This window comes from Acidimicrobiales bacterium (genome assembly GCA_035630295.1).
GTDB lineage: Bacteria > Actinomycetota > Acidimicrobiia > Acidimicrobiales > Iamiaceae > Iamia.
On record DASQKY010000012.1, the window covers coordinates 31413 to 45437 of the forward strand.

A 14025-nucleotide genomic window follows, 5' to 3' on the forward strand; every position below is an offset into this window, starting at 1 on the left:
CCTCGACCGGCGCCTCCGGGCCGCCGGCGCCGCCCTCGACGACCTGGCCGACGGCCGGGCCGCCCTCCGCCCGGCGGGGCCGGGGCCGGTGCCCGGACCTGGGCCATCCCCCGCGCCTGGTGCTGGTGGGGGCGGTGGCCGCTTTCGCGGTGGCCGCGGTGGGCACCGCCCTGGTGGTGCGCTCGTCCTCCCCGGCCGACCGGCCCGGGCCCGACCGGGCCACCGCGCCAGTCACCGCCGACCCGGAGGGCCGACGCCCGAGCCACGACCCCGACCCGCCGGCGGTGTCCCTGGTCGACCTGCCCGGCCTGGGGGCCAGCGGCCTGGTGGCGGCCAGCGACGTGGGCCTGGTCAACCTGTCCACCGGCGACCAGACCCCGATGCTCTCCCCCGCCGACACCTTCGGCACCACCGGCCCCACCGCCCTGCCCGACGGGGCCGGGGGCGTGTACTACATCTCCTCCCAGGTGTCGTCCCGGGCCCGGGGCAACCCCGCCACCGGCGACCCCATCGCCTGGCCCGAGCTGCGCCACCTCTCCGGCGGTCGGGACACCCTGGTCGAGACGGGGGTGACCTCCGTGGCCCTGCGGTCCGACGGCGCCCTGGCCGTGGCCGTCGGGCGCGACCCCGTCCGGCGCCAGAACCTCTCGTTCGAGGCGGACGTGGTGGTGGTGGCGCCCGATGGCACCCGGACCACGTGGAGCCCGGGTCCCGGCGAGCAGCAGGTGGTGGCCTGGGCCGGCGACCGGTTGCTGGTGGAGCGGGGCCTGCCCGAGTCGGAGGCCACCAGCCTCCACGTCCTGGACGGCCCGGGCCCGGGTCGGGAGCTCTCCCCCCAGGGCCGGGCCCTGGCGGTCGGACCCGACGGGCGCTGGGCGGTGGTGGCCGGAGCGAGCCCCGGCGAGGAACCGGTCCACGACGCCCCGCCGGCCGACGTGCCCCCGCCCCGGGTGGTGGACCTGGGCACCGGGGCGGTGATCGGCTCCGTCGATCCCGGGCCCGACGTGGGGGGCCTGACCACGCTGACCTGGGTGGGCGACGACCGGCTGCTGGGCGCCACCTTCCAGCCGTCCGGCGACCAGTCGGTGGTGGAGCTGGCCGTGGCCGAGGGGGCCGACGGCACGGTGAGCGTCACCCGGACCGCCACCGTGGCCCTCGGGCGCCTGACCTTCAGCGTCGAGGACCTGTGGGCCGGCGCCGACGGCACCGTGATGGCCCTGGCCTCGGCCACGAACGCGCGCCGGACCGACCAACGGTGGCACCTGTACGTGTGCCAACGGGACGATCCCTGCGACCTGATCGTCCCGCCCTTCGGGGACACGGGCCAAGTGGTCCACGTAGCCAACCCCAGCCGTCCGCGGCCCTGAGCAGACCCGGGCCGACATCCTGAGCCGCGATGACGTCGTAGGCCCCCCTGGGAGTCAGAGGGTCAGGGGGGCTTTCGAGGGCTCATGGGTGCGAGCGTTCGGGCCGACACGGCGTGGCGTCGGGTACGGGCCTCAGCGATGAGGGCATCGATGCGAGTCCGGGCCAGGTGATGGAGGTGCAGGGCATCCGGGTCGGACGCCTCCACCTCCCGTCGAGTCGCACTCCGGTGTCGCGGCGCGGGAGAGATACCCTCCGGCAGAGGAAGCCGGTGGCGGTGCAGCGGGCCCGGCCAATCGGGCCGGGTGTCGAGGATGGGCGTGCCGTCGGGCCGGAAGGTGACCAGGACACCGCGGTCCCATCCGATGCGGAACCGGCCTTCGTGGACCGACCGATGGTGGAAGCGACACAGCAGGCACAGGTTCACCAGGTCCGTGGGGCCGCCGTCCTCCCAGGCGGTCAGGTGGTGGACGATGCACTGCGAGGCGGGGACGGAGCAGCCGGCGAACGCGCAGTACCCGTCCCGGACCCGGAGAGCCCGTCGCTGGTGGCGGTTGGCCAGGCGGATGTGCCGGCCCATCGCCAGCGGCACGCCATCCTCACCGATGATCACCGGAGCCACATCGCCCTCGCAGGCCAACCGGCGCAACACCTCGAGATCGACCGGCCCCGACCGCGACAGCTCCGCGAAGGGCATGGCCATCTCGCCGGGGTCGGCAAGGTCAGCTGGCGCGCGAGAGGAGGCGTCAAAAGGCCCGTCGCCAGCCGGCGGGCGACCAGCCGAGCCGGCACCATCCTCGACCTCGTCGGCCACCTCACGACGACGTGATCGGCAGCCGAGGTCGCTCAGGCTCACGATGCCGAGCACGAGCGGCCGGGCGGTGCTGTCCTCGGCCCCACCGCGGGTGCCGCGGCGCAACACCTCCACGAAAGCGATGGCTCGGCGCTCCGGCACAGTGAGGTCGTCGTCGGCCCGGAACACCTGCCGGTCCCAGAGGGCCTGGATCTGGAGGTCGACCGCGGTGGCCACGATCTCACCGTCCTCCGGTGAGAGGTCGAGCGAGCCGAACCAGCGGCCCTCGAGCGCCGGGGACAGCACCACCTTCGATCGGCCTTCGCCGTCGGTGGGTTCGGCGCCGTCCGGCTCGTTGCGCTCCATCAGCTCCCGCATCGAGAGCACCCACCGACGCACGTAACGCCACGCCCCCGCCACCGTGGGCGCCTCCACCTCCCGGACGAGCTGCTCCTCGCACCAGGCGAAGACGTCCGCCAGGTCGGGCTGCCGAGCCCACACCAGGGCCTTGACCTTGTCACGGCTCAGGCGCCCCTCCCGGGCCGCCGCCTCCACCAGCGGCATGTCCCGCAGGGCCCGGGCCAGGCGCAGCTCACCCCGCCAAGACGAGGCCGACGTCTGAGTCCGGGCCGCCAGCCACGGTGCCGGCCCTCGGGCCCCGTCCGCGGCCCACGCCGCCCGCCCGTCGAACGCCCCGGCCAACCCCGCCACCGCTGCGTCCAAACGGGCCCGCACCCGGTCGGCCTGCACCAACAGCTGGCGCAGCTCCTCCTCGCTCAGCTCCCCGGGCGCGGCCTCGACAACGGCGTCGAAATCGACCCCGCGGGCAGAAGGCTGAGAGGGCGACCACCGCCACTCATCGGACATGCACCCCAGTATGAGCAGGGGGTGCGACAGTGCCGTGGACGCTCGACGGAGCACCTTCCGCGGGAAGAACGAACCTCCCTGAGGCGCTGAGGAGCGACCTCGCGGGTCGCCTCCGCCACCCTCAGATCACGTCCTTGGCCAGGTCGGGGAAGACCTTGGCCACCTTGGCGGTGAGGTAGTCGCCGTAGGTGCCGTGCAGGTGCTGGAGGCTGGTGCCGTCCCACCGGTGGGCGGCGTCATCCGGCGGGACCTCGCCCACCAGGGGCAGGGGCTCGACCTCGGCGTCCCAGCCCGGGTCGAAGAAGAACGGGAACGACAGGCGCCCGCCGGGACCGACCGACGGCCGCACCCGGTGGGGGGTGGAGCGGTAGCGGCCGCCGGTGAGGCGATCGAGCATGTCGCCGATGTTGCAGATCAGGGCCCCGGGCTCGGCCGGCACGTCGATCCACCCGCCCTCGGGCGCCCGCACCTGGAGGCCACCGTGGTGGTCCTGGGCCAGGACGGTCAGCAGCCCGTAGTCGGTGTGCTCGGCCACGCCCCACCCCTCGGCCGGGGGCGGCACCGGCGGGTAGTGGAAGATGCGGAACAGGGTCACCGGGTCACCGGTGAGGTGGCGGGCGAACCAGTCCCGGTCCAGGCCCAGCCCCAGGGCCAGGCCGCCCATGAGCACGTGGCCCAGCCGGGTCATGGCCTCCGTCCAGGCCTCCACCGCCGGGCGCAGGTCAGACGGCTGGGCCGGCCACAGGTTGGGGCCGTGGAGCGGGAGCCCGGCCCGCACCCGGGGGTCGTCGTCGGGCAGCTCGATGCCCAGGTACAGGCCCTCCTTGTGATCGGCCACCCCGGAGGTCAGCTCGCCCCGCACCGGGAACCAGCCCCGCCAGGCCCGGCCCCCCCGGGTCATGGCCACCCCGGCCTTCTCGGCCTCGGGGCGAGCGAAGAAGGCCCGGGCCGCGGCATCCATGCGGTCCTGGAGGGTGGGGTCCACACCGTGGCCGGCGGCGATGAAGAAGCCGTGGCGCCGACAGGCGGCGTCCAGCTCCCGACCCACGGCCCGGCGGTCCTCGGGATCGGTGCCCGGCGCCACCAGGGCGGCCACGTCGATGACCGGGAGGCCCTCCACCTCAGCCCCCGTCGAGGCCGGCCCGCAGGTCGGCCACGGCCTGGCCCACCCGCAGGGGGCCCTCGCCGTCCAGGACCCGGCGCATGAGGGCCGAGCCCACCACCACGCCGTCGGCGTGGGCGGCCACCGCCGCGGCCTGGTCCGGGGTGGAAACGCCGAAGCCCATGATGGCCGGCAGGTCGGTGACCGCCTTCAGCCGGGCGCCCAGGGAGGCGGCGTGGTCGCCGATGGCGGCCCGCTCACCGGTGACCCCCAGCAGGTTCACGCCGTACACGAAGCCCTGCGATCGCCCGGTCAGCACCGGCAGCCGGGCCTCGGGGGTGAGGGGGCTGGCCAACATGACCGTCTCCAGGCCGGCAGCCCGGGCCGCCGGCTCCCACTCCCCCATCTCCTCCATGGGCACGTCGGGCAGGATCATCCCCGAGATGCCGGCCTCCCGGGCCTCGGCCGCGAAGCGCTCCACCCCCACCCGGAAGGCGATGTTGAAGTAGGTCATGACCACCAGGGGCACGTCCACGTCGGCCCCGGCCACGTCGTCCAGGATCGACCCCGGGGTGGCCCCCTGGTCCAGGGCCCGCTCCGAGGCGGCCTGGATGGTGGGCCCGTCCATGACCGGGTCACTGAACGGGATGCCGACCTCGATGGCGTCGGCCCCGGCATCGGCCGCGGCCCGCACCAGGTCGATCCAGCGGGGGTCGATGCCGCCGGTGATGTAGGGGACGAGCAGCTTGCGCCCGCCGTCGCGGCGGGCCCGCAGGTGGCTCTCCAGGAAGCCGTCGGCGGCTTTCAACGCAGGCCCCGATCGGCGCCGGCGGCCGGGCCCAGCAGGCGCGACACCTGCTCGACGTCCTTGTCGCCCCGGCCCGACAGGTTGACCAGCACGGTCTGGCCGGCCAGGGACTCGCGCTCGCGGATGACCCAGGCCAGGGCGTGGGCCGACTCCAGGGCCGGGATGATCCCCTCCAGCCGGCTGAGGGTGACGAAGGCGTCGACCACCTCCTCGTCGGTGACGGCGGCGTACTCGGCCCGCCCCACGTCGGCCAGGTGGGCGTGCTCGGGGCCCACCCCCGGGTAGTCGAGGCCGGCCGAGATGGACTCGGCCTCGGTGACCTGGCCCCACTCGTCCTGGAGCAGGAACGACTTGGAGCCGTGGACCACGCCGGGCACCCCCCGGCCCACGGCCGCCCCCCCGGCCGGCTCGGCCCCCACCAGGCGGGTGGGCACATCGGCGAAGCCGCTGAACAGGCCGGCGGCGTTGGACCCGCCGCCCACGCAGGCCACGGCCACGTCGGGGTCGGCCCCGGTCAGGGCCCGGCACTGCTCGCGGGCCTCGGCGCCCAGCACCCGGTGCAGCTCCCGCACCATCCACGGGTACGGGTGGGGGCCCATGACCGAGCCCAGGCAGTAGTGGGTGGTCTCCACGGTGGCCACCCAGTCCCGCATGGCCTCGTTCACCGCGTCCTTCAGGGTGCGGCTGCCGGTCATGGCCGGACGCACCTCGGCGCCCAGGAGGCGCATGCGGAACACGTTGAGGGCCTGGCGCTCCATGTCGACCTCGCCCATGTAGACCAGGCACTCCTGGCCCAGCAGGGCGGCGGCGGTGGCGGTGGCCACGCCGTGCTGGCCGGCCCCGGTCTCGGCGATGACCCGCTCCTTGCCCATGCGCTGGGCCAGCAGGGCCTGGCCCAGCACGTTGTTGATCTTGTGGGAGCCGGTGTGGTTCAGGTCCTCCCGTTTGAGCAGTAGCCGCAGGCCCAGCCGCTCGGACAGGCGCTCGCACTCGGTGAGGGGCGAGGGGCGGCCGGCGTAGTCCTTGAGCAGGCCGTCGAGGCGGGCCCGGAAGGCGGGGTCGGCCCAGGCCTCCCGGAAGCCCTCCTCCAGCTCGGCCAGGGCCGGGATGAGGGTCTCGGGCACGAAGCGCCCGCCGAAGCGCCCGAAGCGCCCGGCGCCGTCGGGCTCGGCCATCGCTGATGCGGTCTCCGACATGGTCAGGTGTCCTCGGTCCAGTCGTAGGGCGTGTCGTCGGCCTCGGGCTCCCAGGCCGGGGCCGCGGCCCGGGCGTTGGCCACGAACATGCGCACCTTGCGGGGGTCCTTGCGGCCCGGGGCGCCGCCCTGGCGCTCGACCCCGGAGGCCACGTCCACCCCCCAGGGGCGCACCTGCTCCACCGCGGCGGCCACCGTCTCGGGCCGCAGGCCCCCGGCCAGCAGCACCTTCTGGCCCGGGGGCAGGCCGTCGAGCAGCTCCAGGTCCCAGGCCTCGCCGCTGCCGGGCCGGGCCCCGTCGACCATGAGCACCTCGGTCCCATAGTCGGCGGCCCGGGTCATCTGGGGCGAGCCGGCGGTGACGGCCTTGATGACCAGCGGCACCCGCTCGGCCACGAACCGGGTGGCCTCGGCCGACTCGTGCCCGCTGAGCTGGGCGGCCCGCAGCCCGGCCGAGTGGACGATGTCGACCACCCGCTCCGGCGCCTCGTCGCGGAACACGCCCACGGTGATGATGTCCGAGGGCAGGCGCCGGACGATGTCGCGGGCCACCACGGGGGCGATCTGGCGGGGCGAGGGGGCGAAGATGAAGCCCACGGCGTCGGCGTCCATGGCCACGGCCAGCAGGCCGTCCTCCTCGCAGGTGATCCCGCAGATCTTGACGAACACGGGCCGATGCTACGGGACGACCCTGCGCCCCCCTCGCACCGGTTCAGCCGGGAGCGGGGGCCCGGGCAGCCCGGAGGGCGGCGACGGCTGCGGCCCGGTCGCCGTCGGTGACCAGCGACTCCCCCACCAGCACGGCGTGGTAGCCGGCGGCGGCCAGGACCCGGGCGTCGTCGGGGCCCCGCACCCCCGACTCGGCCACCCGGACCACGCCGTCGGGGATCTCCGGCGCCACCCGCACGGCCCGGGCGGTGTCGACCTCGAAGGTGGCCAGGTCGCGCTGGTTCACGCCCACCAGGTCGGCGCCGGCCTCCAGGGCCCGCTCCACCTCCCGCTCGTCGTGGGCCTCGACCAGCACGTCGAGGCCCAGCTCGGCCCCCAGGGCCCGGAAGTCGGCCAGCTCCCGGTCGTCCAGGGCGGCCACGATGAGCAGCACGGCGTCGGCCCCCATGGCCCGCGCGTCGTAGACGTCGGCCTCGACCACGGTGAAGTCCTTGCGCAGCACCGGCTGCTCGCAGGCCGAGCGGGCCTCCCGGAGGTCGCCGGGCGAGCCGCCGAAGAACTCTGTGTCGGTCAGCACCGACAGGGCGGCGGCCCCGCCCTCGGCGTAGGCCTCGGCCACCCGGCCCGCCACCAGGTCGGCGGCCAGGTCGCCCTTGGAGGGCGAGCGCCGCTTGATCTCGGCCACCACGGCCAGGTGGCCGGCGGTGTGGTCGGCGGCCAGGGCGGCCCGGAAGCCCCGGGCCGGCCCGTCCTCCGCGGCCCGCTCGGCCGCCTCCCGCACGGCGGCGGGCCGGCGCCCGTCGGCGGCGGCGGCCTGGCGGTGGGCGGCCACGATGTGGTCGAGGTAGGTGGCCACGAGGATCGGATCTCCAGGGGGGACGAGGGGTCAGCGGTCGGGGTCGTGGCGACGGCTGCGGGACAGCTCCATCAGGGGGAGCCAGATCCACAGGGCCAGCGACATGAGGGCCAGCGAGCTGGCGGCGGCGATGACGTGGCGGGACGAGAGGACGAGGCCCACCGACGCCGTCACCGCCGCCGCGGCCAGGAACCCGGCGGGCAGGAGCCGCACCGGGCGCCGGGGCCCCGGCACGTCGGGGGGCAGCAGGTCGGTCTCCCGCCGCCAGCCGTCGAAGTCGTCCATCCAGGCGTCGTCGTCGGGGAGGGGGCGCCACCCGGGCCCGGCCGGGCGCTCCCGCACCGGGGGCGGGCGCCGGGCCGCCCGGGCATCGTGGTCCCGGCGGCGGGCCGGGTCCGACAGGGTGGCCCACGCCGCGTTGACGTCGCGCATGCGCCGCTCGGCGTGGGCCCGCTCGGCCGGGCTGCGGCCGGCGTGGGCGTCGGGGTGGAAGCGGCGGGCCAGGGCCACGTACGCCCGCCGGATCTCGGCCGCGTCGGCGCCGGGGGCCACGCCCAGGACCTCGTACGGGGTGGGGGTCGGCTCAGCCACGGGGCTCCCCCCGGGCCAGCACGGCCCGCACCGCGGCGGCCACCGCGTCGGGCCGCTCCTCGGGGACGAGGTGCCCGCAGAACGGCACCAGGGTCAGCTCGTCGGCGCCGGGCAGGTCGTCGACCAGGCGGCTGCCCCACGACGGCGACAGGAAGGCGTCGTCGGCCCCCCACACCACGGCGGCCGGGCCCGGGTAGGCCCGCAGGCCGGGCCGGCACTCCAGGGTGGTGCGGGCGTCGCCGGCCAGCAGGAAGCGGCGGGCCCGCTCCCGCCCCTCGGCGGTGAGCACGGGGCGCAGGTACTCCTCCACCACGTCGGGGTCGAGGGCCCGGCGGTCGTACACGGCCCGGCCGAAGCCCAGGTGGGCGTTGCGGGCCACCCGCCGGGGCAGGTCGAGGGCGTAGGCCAGCACGTCCAGGCCCGGGGTGCGGGCCAGGCGCATGACCTGGGCGGCCAGGGGGATGGGCCAGTTGTCGTAGGCCACCGTGTCCACCAGGACCAGGCCGGCCACCCGCTCGGGATGGGTGGCCACCACCTGCTGGGCCACCGCCCCGCCCTGCTCGTGGCCCACCACCACCACCCGGTCCAGGCCCCGGCCGGCCAGCCACTCGAGCAGCAGCTCGGCCTGCACGGGGGCCCCGAAGTCCTCGTACGGCGAGACCACGGTGTCGCCCAGGCCCAGCAGGTCGGGGGCCAGGGCGTGGACCTCGTCGCCCAGGTCGCGCAGGACCTTGCGCCACACCACCCCGTGGGTGGGGAAGCCGTGCAGGAACAGCACCGGCGGCGCCCCGGGGCGACCGGCCTCGATGACGGCCAGGTCGGCCGGCCCCACCCGCTCGTGGGCCTTGAGCGGCAGGCCGTGGGCGACGGCGGTCACGCCCTCACGGCCCGGGGATGGGCAGGTCGACCACCCGGGCCACCACGTCGCCCACGCCGACCTCGGCCGGGGCGGCCACCGACCGGTGGACCAGGGCCAGGGCCACGGTGCGGCCGCCGGCATCGACCGCGGCGCTGGTCACCGCGCCCACCTGGCGCCCCTCGACCTCCAGCGCCGTCCCCGGGGCGGGAGGCGGCCCGGCCACCACCAGGCCCCGCAGGTGGCGGGGGACGTTGCCGCCCCGGCTGTCGATGCGGGCCACCAGCTCCTGGCCGGTGTAGCAGCCCTTGGTGAAGCTGACCGAGGCCCCGATGACCCACGGCCCCAGCTCGGCCGGGATGACCTCGGGGGTGATCTCGGCCCCCATGGCGGGCACGCCGCAGGCGATGCGGAGCCCCTGGTAGGCCTCCTGGTCGAGGGTCACGGCCTCGGTCGGGGGCGCCGCCCCGTCCTCGGGCAGGAGGTCGGTCCCCGGTCCGCCGGGCCACAGGCAGGGGGTGCCGCCGGCCACGTCGACGCCCCGCACGGCCCGCACCGCCACCCCGGCGACCAGGGCGATGTCGGTCTTGGTGCGCAGCTTGAAGCGCTGGAGCCGGGCCACCAGGGCCTCGCCGGCCCCGGCATCGACGTCGAGCCGGAAGGCGTCGTCGCCCGTGCGCAGGACCCGCAGCCACACGTCGACCTTGCCCTGGGGCTGGAGCACGAACGAGAGCGCCACCTCACCCTTGCTGAGGGCGGCGACGTCCTGGCTGAGCTGGCCCTGCAGGTACGCGGTGGTCTCCGGACCGACGAGGGTCACCACGTCCCGTCGGATCTCGGTCACGGTGACGGTGTCGGCCATCACCAGAGGGTACGCGGCGGCGGCGCCCCCTCGGTCGGCCTGACGGCCCGCCGGCCGGTCAGGTCGGGGCGGCCGCCCGGCTGGCCGCGGTCATGCGCCGGGCCGCGGGCACCGCGGCCAGCAGGGCCCGGGCCTTGTTGCGGCACTCCAGCTCCTCGTGCTCGGGCACCGAGTCGGCCACGATGCCGGCCCCGGCCTGGATGGAGGCCCGCCCGTCCGGGAGGCACACCATGGTCCGGATGGTGATGGCCGTGTCGATGACCCCGCTGAGGTCCACGTAGCCCACCACCCCGCCGTAGGGGCCGCGCTTGGTGGGCTCGAGCTCGTCGATGATCTCCATGGCCCGGACCTTGGGGGCGCCGGTCAGGGTGCCGGCCGGCAGGGTGGCCCGCAGCACGTCGATGGGGGTGAGGCCCTCGGCCAGCTCCCCGGCCACCTGCGAGGTCAGGTGCATGACGTGGCTGTAGCGCTCCAGGGTCATCATCTCCTCGACCCGGCAGGTTCCGAAGCGCACCACCCGGCCCACGTCGTTGCGGGCCAGGTCGACCAGCATCACGTGCTCGGCCACCTCCTTGGGGTGCTCGACCAGCTCGGCGGCCAGGCGGCGGTCCTCCTCCTCGGTGCGCCCCCGGTAGCGAGTGCCGGCGATGGGCCGGGAGATGACCCGCCCGTCGCGCAGCTGCACCAGCGGCTCGGGCGAGGACCCCACCAGGGTCACCTCGTCGTGGCGGACCAGGTACATGCACGGGCTGGGGTTGACCTGGCGCAGGACCCGGTAGAGGTCGAAGGGGTCGGCGTCCAGGTCCAGGTCGAAGCGCTGCGACAGGACGACCTGGAAGACGTCGCCGGCCAGGATGTGCTCCTTGGCCACCTCCACCGCGGCGGCGAAGGCCTCGGGCGGCACGGTGGGGGTCACCTCGGGCAGGGGGTCGTCGGGGCTCGGCGGGGCGACCAGGGGCTCGTCCACCGCCGTGGCCCCGTCGGCGGCCAGGGCGGCCAGCCGCGCCGCCGCGGTGGCGTAGGCGGCGGCCAGCCAGGCGTCGTCGGCGTCGTCGGGCACGAACACGTTGGCCACCAGGGTGACCCGCTGGCGCCAGTGGTCGAAGGCGGCCAGCTCCCCCACCAGGGACAGGATGGCCTCGGGCAGGTCCTGGTCGTCGGGGGGCACGGCGGGCAGGTGCTCGACCTCGCGGATGACGTCGTAGCCCAGGTAGCCGACCAGCCCACCGTGGAGGGGGGGCAGGCCCTCGACCGCCGGCGACCGGTAGGCGCCCAGCAGCTCCTCCAGGGCGGCCAGCACCCCGCCGCCGGCGTCGACGGCGGTGGTGCCGGGGGGCGGCGCCACCCCCGGGCGGCCGTCCGCGGTGGGCCGGAGCTCCACCCGGCCGTGGTGCGAGACGACGGTGGCGGCCGGGCGCCGGCCCACGAAGGACCAGCGGCCCCACCGCTCGCCGTGCTCCACCGACTCCAGCAGGAAGCCGGGCTCGCCCCGGCACAGGCGGCCGAAGGCGGCCACCGGGGTGATGGTGTCGGCCACCAGGTGCACGGCCACCGGCACCACCCGGTGGGCCCGGGCCAGGGCTGCGAACTCCTCCGGCCCCGGGGTGAGGGGCAGGGCGGCGGCCTCAGCCATCGTGGCGGAACGACCGGTAGAAGCAGGTGTGCTCACCGGTGTGGCACGCCCCGGCGCCCTCCTGGTCGACCACGAACAGGAGGGTGTCGCCGTCGCAGTCGTAGTAGGCCTCGCGCACGATCTGGATGTCGCCCGAGGTGTCGCCCTTGCGCCACTCCTCCTGGCGGGACCGGCTCCAGAACACGGTCCGCCCCTCGGCCAGGGTGCGGGCCAGGGTGGCCTCGTTCATCCAGGCCATCATCAGCACCTGCCCGGTGCCGTGCTCCTGCACGATGGCCGGCACCAGGCCCCGCTCGTCGTAGCGGACCCGGTCCAGGTCCTCGGGGCGGGCGTCGATGGGGGTGGGCATGGCCGCCGAGGATAGGGCCCGGGCCGCCGCCCCTCCCCCACGGGTTCGGCCTACAGGTACAGGCCGGTGGGGCTGTCCTCGAGGCGCTCGGAGGCCACGGCGTGGACGTCGCGCTCGCGCAGGATCACGAAGTCCTCGCCCCGCACCTCGACCTCGTAGCGGTCCTCGGGGTTGAACAGGACGTGGTCGCCGGCCTCCATGGACCGGACGTTGGGCCCGGCCGCCACCACCTCGGCCCAGGCCAGCCGCTTGGCCTGCTGGGCCGTGGCCGGGATGAGGATGCCGCCGGTGCTCTTGCGCTCGCCGTCGCTCTGGATGCGCACCAGGACCCGGTCGTTGAGCATCTTGATCGGGAGCTTGTCGGCCACCCGTCGAGGCTACCGGTCACCCCGGCCGGCGCCGCCGGTCACCCGGGGCGGACGGTGATGCCGGCCGCGGCCATGACCGCCTTGGCCTCGGCCACGGTGTGCTCGCCGAAGTGGAAGATGGAGGCGGCCAGCACGGCGTCGGCCCCCCCGTCGAGCACGCCCCGGGCCAGGTGGTCGAGGGTGCCCACCCCGCCGCTGGCGATGACCGGGACGCCCACGGCGTCGGTCACGGCCCGGGTCAGCTCCACGTCGAAGCCGTCGCGGGTGCCGTCGCGGTCCATGGAGGTGAGCAGGATCTCCCCCGCCCCCCGGCGCTCCGCCGCGGCGGCCCACTCGACGGCGTCGAGGTCGGTGGGGTGGCGGCCCCCGTGGGTGAACACCCCCCAGCCGGCCGAGGGGTCGTCGGCCACCCGGCGCCGGGCGTCGATGGCCACCACCGCGCACTGGCTGCCGAACTCGGCGGCCACCTCGGAGATGGCCTCGGGCCGGGCGATGGCCGCGGTGTTGAGCGACACCTTGTCGGCCCCGGCCCGCAGCATGCGCCGCGCGTCCTCGACGGTGCGGATGCCCCCGCCCACGGTCAGGGGGATGAACACCTGCTCGGCGGTGCGGGCCACCACGTCGACCATGGTGTCGCGGTCGTCCGAGCTGGCGGTGATGTCCAGGAACACCACCTCGTCGGCCCCCTCGGCGTCGTAGCGGGCGGCCAGCTCCACCGGGTCGCCGGCGTCGCGCAGGCCCACGAAGTTCACGCCCTTGACCACCCGGCCGGCGGTGACGTCGAGGCAGGGGATCACCCGGGCGGTGCGCACGGCGGCGACGGTACCGCTCCCCGCCCCCGGCCTCCTCGTCGGATCCCGCGGCCCCCGGGCCGGCGACCACCGGCAGACTGCGGCCCATGACCGCCGCCGATCGCCGCACCCGCCTCCGCGACCTCCACCGGGAGGGCACGTTCGTGATCCCCAACCCGTTCGACCGGGGCTCGGCCCGCATCCTGGCCGCCCAGGGCTTCGCCGCCCTGGCCACCACCAGCGCCGGCCTGGCCCACAGCCGGGGCCGGGAGGACATGCACATCACCCGGGACGTGCTGCTGGACCACGTGGCCGACCTGGCCCCGGCCACCGACCTGCCCCTCCACGTGGACGCCGAGCGGTGCTTCGCCGCCGATCCGGCCGGGGTGGCCGAGACGGTGGGCCTGCTGGCCGAGGCCGGGGCCGCGGGCTGCTCCATCGAGGACTGGGACCCGGCCGCCGGGCGCATCGACCCGCAGGACGAGGCGGTGGCCCGGGTGGCCGCCGCGGCCGAGGCGGCGAGGGAGCACGGCCTGGTCCTCACCGCCCGCTGCGAGAACCACCTGCACGGCGTCGACGACCTGGACGACACCGTGGCCCGCCTGTCGGCCTACCGGGACGCCGGGGCCGAGGTGGTCTACGCCCCGCTCCTGCTCGACCTGGACGTCATCCGCCGGGTGGTGGACGAGCTCCGCGTCCCGGTCAACGTGCTGCTCCTGCCCGGCGGCCCGTCGGTGGCCGACCTGGCCGCCGCCGGGGTGCGCCGGGTGTCGGTGGGCAGCGCCCTGTCCTCGGCCGCCTACGGCGCGGTGGCCGCCGCCGCCCAAGGGCTCCTGGACCACGGCACCCTCGACCCCGCCACCCCGCAGGTCCCCGGACCCGTCGCCGCCCGGGCCTTCCGCGCCGACGCCGCGGGCTGA

General features: G+C 76.1%; 15 protein-coding genes. 2 read left to right on the forward strand and 13 right to left on the reverse strand.

Features of this window, described 5'->3' with window-relative positions:
• Positions 1-119 precede the first annotated feature (119 nt).
• A complete protein-coding gene (locus VEW93_03235; protein ID HYI60800.1) occupies positions 120-1367 on the forward strand; it encodes a hypothetical protein in 1248 nt (415 codons plus the stop codon).
• 62 nt (positions 1368-1429) lie between these two features.
• On the opposite strand, the gene VEW93_03240 is transcribed toward VEW93_03235, so the two are convergent.
• The 13 genes from VEW93_03240 to hisF form a co-directional block, all read right to left on the reverse strand.
• Positions 1430-3025, reverse strand: coding sequence for a DUF222 domain-containing protein (locus tag VEW93_03240; protein HYI60801.1), 1596 nt, complete (start codon positions 3023-3025; stop codon positions 1430-1432).
• A gap of 121 nt (positions 3026-3146) precedes the next feature.
• A complete protein-coding gene (locus tag VEW93_03245) occupies positions 3147-4145 on the reverse strand; it encodes a 2-oxoglutarate and iron-dependent oxygenase domain-containing protein (GenBank protein HYI60802.1) in 999 nt (332 codons plus the stop codon).
• Position 4146: 1 nt separating this feature from the next.
• Positions 4147-4935 (reverse strand): tryptophan synthase subunit alpha, encoded by a 789-nt coding sequence (gene trpA, locus VEW93_03250; protein HYI60803.1) that lies wholly within the window; start codon positions 4933-4935, stop codon positions 4147-4149.
• Entirely contained in the window at positions 4932-6131 is a 1200-nt protein-coding gene (gene trpB, locus VEW93_03255) for a tryptophan synthase subunit beta (GenBank protein HYI60804.1), read from the reverse strand. Before trpB ends, trpA begins: the two co-directional genes overlap by 4 nt.
• Before the next feature lie 2 nt (positions 6132-6133).
• The gene (locus VEW93_03260; GenBank protein ID HYI60805.1) at positions 6134-6799 is read right to left on the reverse strand and encodes a phosphoribosylanthranilate isomerase; all 666 of its coding nucleotides are present in this window, start codon (positions 6797-6799) and stop codon (positions 6134-6136) included.
• 43 nt (positions 6800-6842) lie between these two features.
• Complete coding sequence (trpC, locus tag VEW93_03265) at positions 6843-7655, reverse strand: indole-3-glycerol phosphate synthase TrpC (protein HYI60806.1); 813 nt, start codon at positions 7653-7655, stop codon at positions 6843-6845.
• Between the two features lie 30 nt (positions 7656-7685).
• Complete coding sequence (locus VEW93_03270; GenBank protein ID HYI60807.1) at positions 7686-8246, reverse strand: J domain-containing protein; 561 nt, start codon at positions 8244-8246, stop codon at positions 7686-7688.
• Positions 8239-9123 carry an alpha/beta hydrolase gene (locus VEW93_03275; protein HYI60808.1) on the reverse strand — a complete coding sequence of 295 codons (885 nt, stop codon included), beginning with the start codon at positions 9121-9123 and terminating at the stop codon, positions 8239-8241. The genes VEW93_03270 and VEW93_03275 overlap by 8 nt, the downstream gene beginning before the upstream one ends.
• Positions 9124-9127: 4 nt before the next feature.
• Positions 9128-9964, reverse strand: coding sequence for a hypothetical protein (locus VEW93_03280; GenBank protein HYI60809.1), 837 nt, complete (start codon positions 9962-9964; stop codon positions 9128-9130).
• A gap of 58 nt (positions 9965-10022) precedes the next feature.
• Entirely contained in the window at positions 10023-11597 is a 1575-nt protein-coding gene (locus VEW93_03285) for a chorismate-binding protein (GenBank protein ID HYI60810.1), read from the reverse strand.
• Complete coding sequence (gene hisI / locus VEW93_03290) at positions 11590-11946, reverse strand: phosphoribosyl-AMP cyclohydrolase (GenBank protein HYI60811.1); 357 nt, start codon at positions 11944-11946, stop codon at positions 11590-11592. Before hisI ends, VEW93_03285 begins: the two co-directional genes overlap by 8 nt.
• Positions 11947-11996: 50 nt before the next feature.
• Positions 11997-12314: a co-chaperone GroES gene (locus VEW93_03295; protein HYI60812.1), complete on the reverse strand. Its 318-nt coding sequence runs from the start codon at positions 12312-12314 to the stop codon at positions 11997-11999.
• Between the two features lie 38 nt (positions 12315-12352).
• A complete protein-coding gene (hisF, locus tag VEW93_03300) occupies positions 12353-13126 on the reverse strand; it encodes an imidazole glycerol phosphate synthase subunit HisF (GenBank protein HYI60813.1) in 774 nt (257 codons plus the stop codon).
• A gap of 86 nt (positions 13127-13212) precedes the next feature.
• Here hisF and VEW93_03305 point away from each other — a divergent pair, with 86 nt between their 5' ends.
• On the forward strand, positions 13213-14025 hold the full coding sequence (locus tag VEW93_03305; protein ID HYI60814.1) for an isocitrate lyase/phosphoenolpyruvate mutase family protein: 813 nt from the start codon (positions 13213-13215) through the stop codon (positions 14023-14025).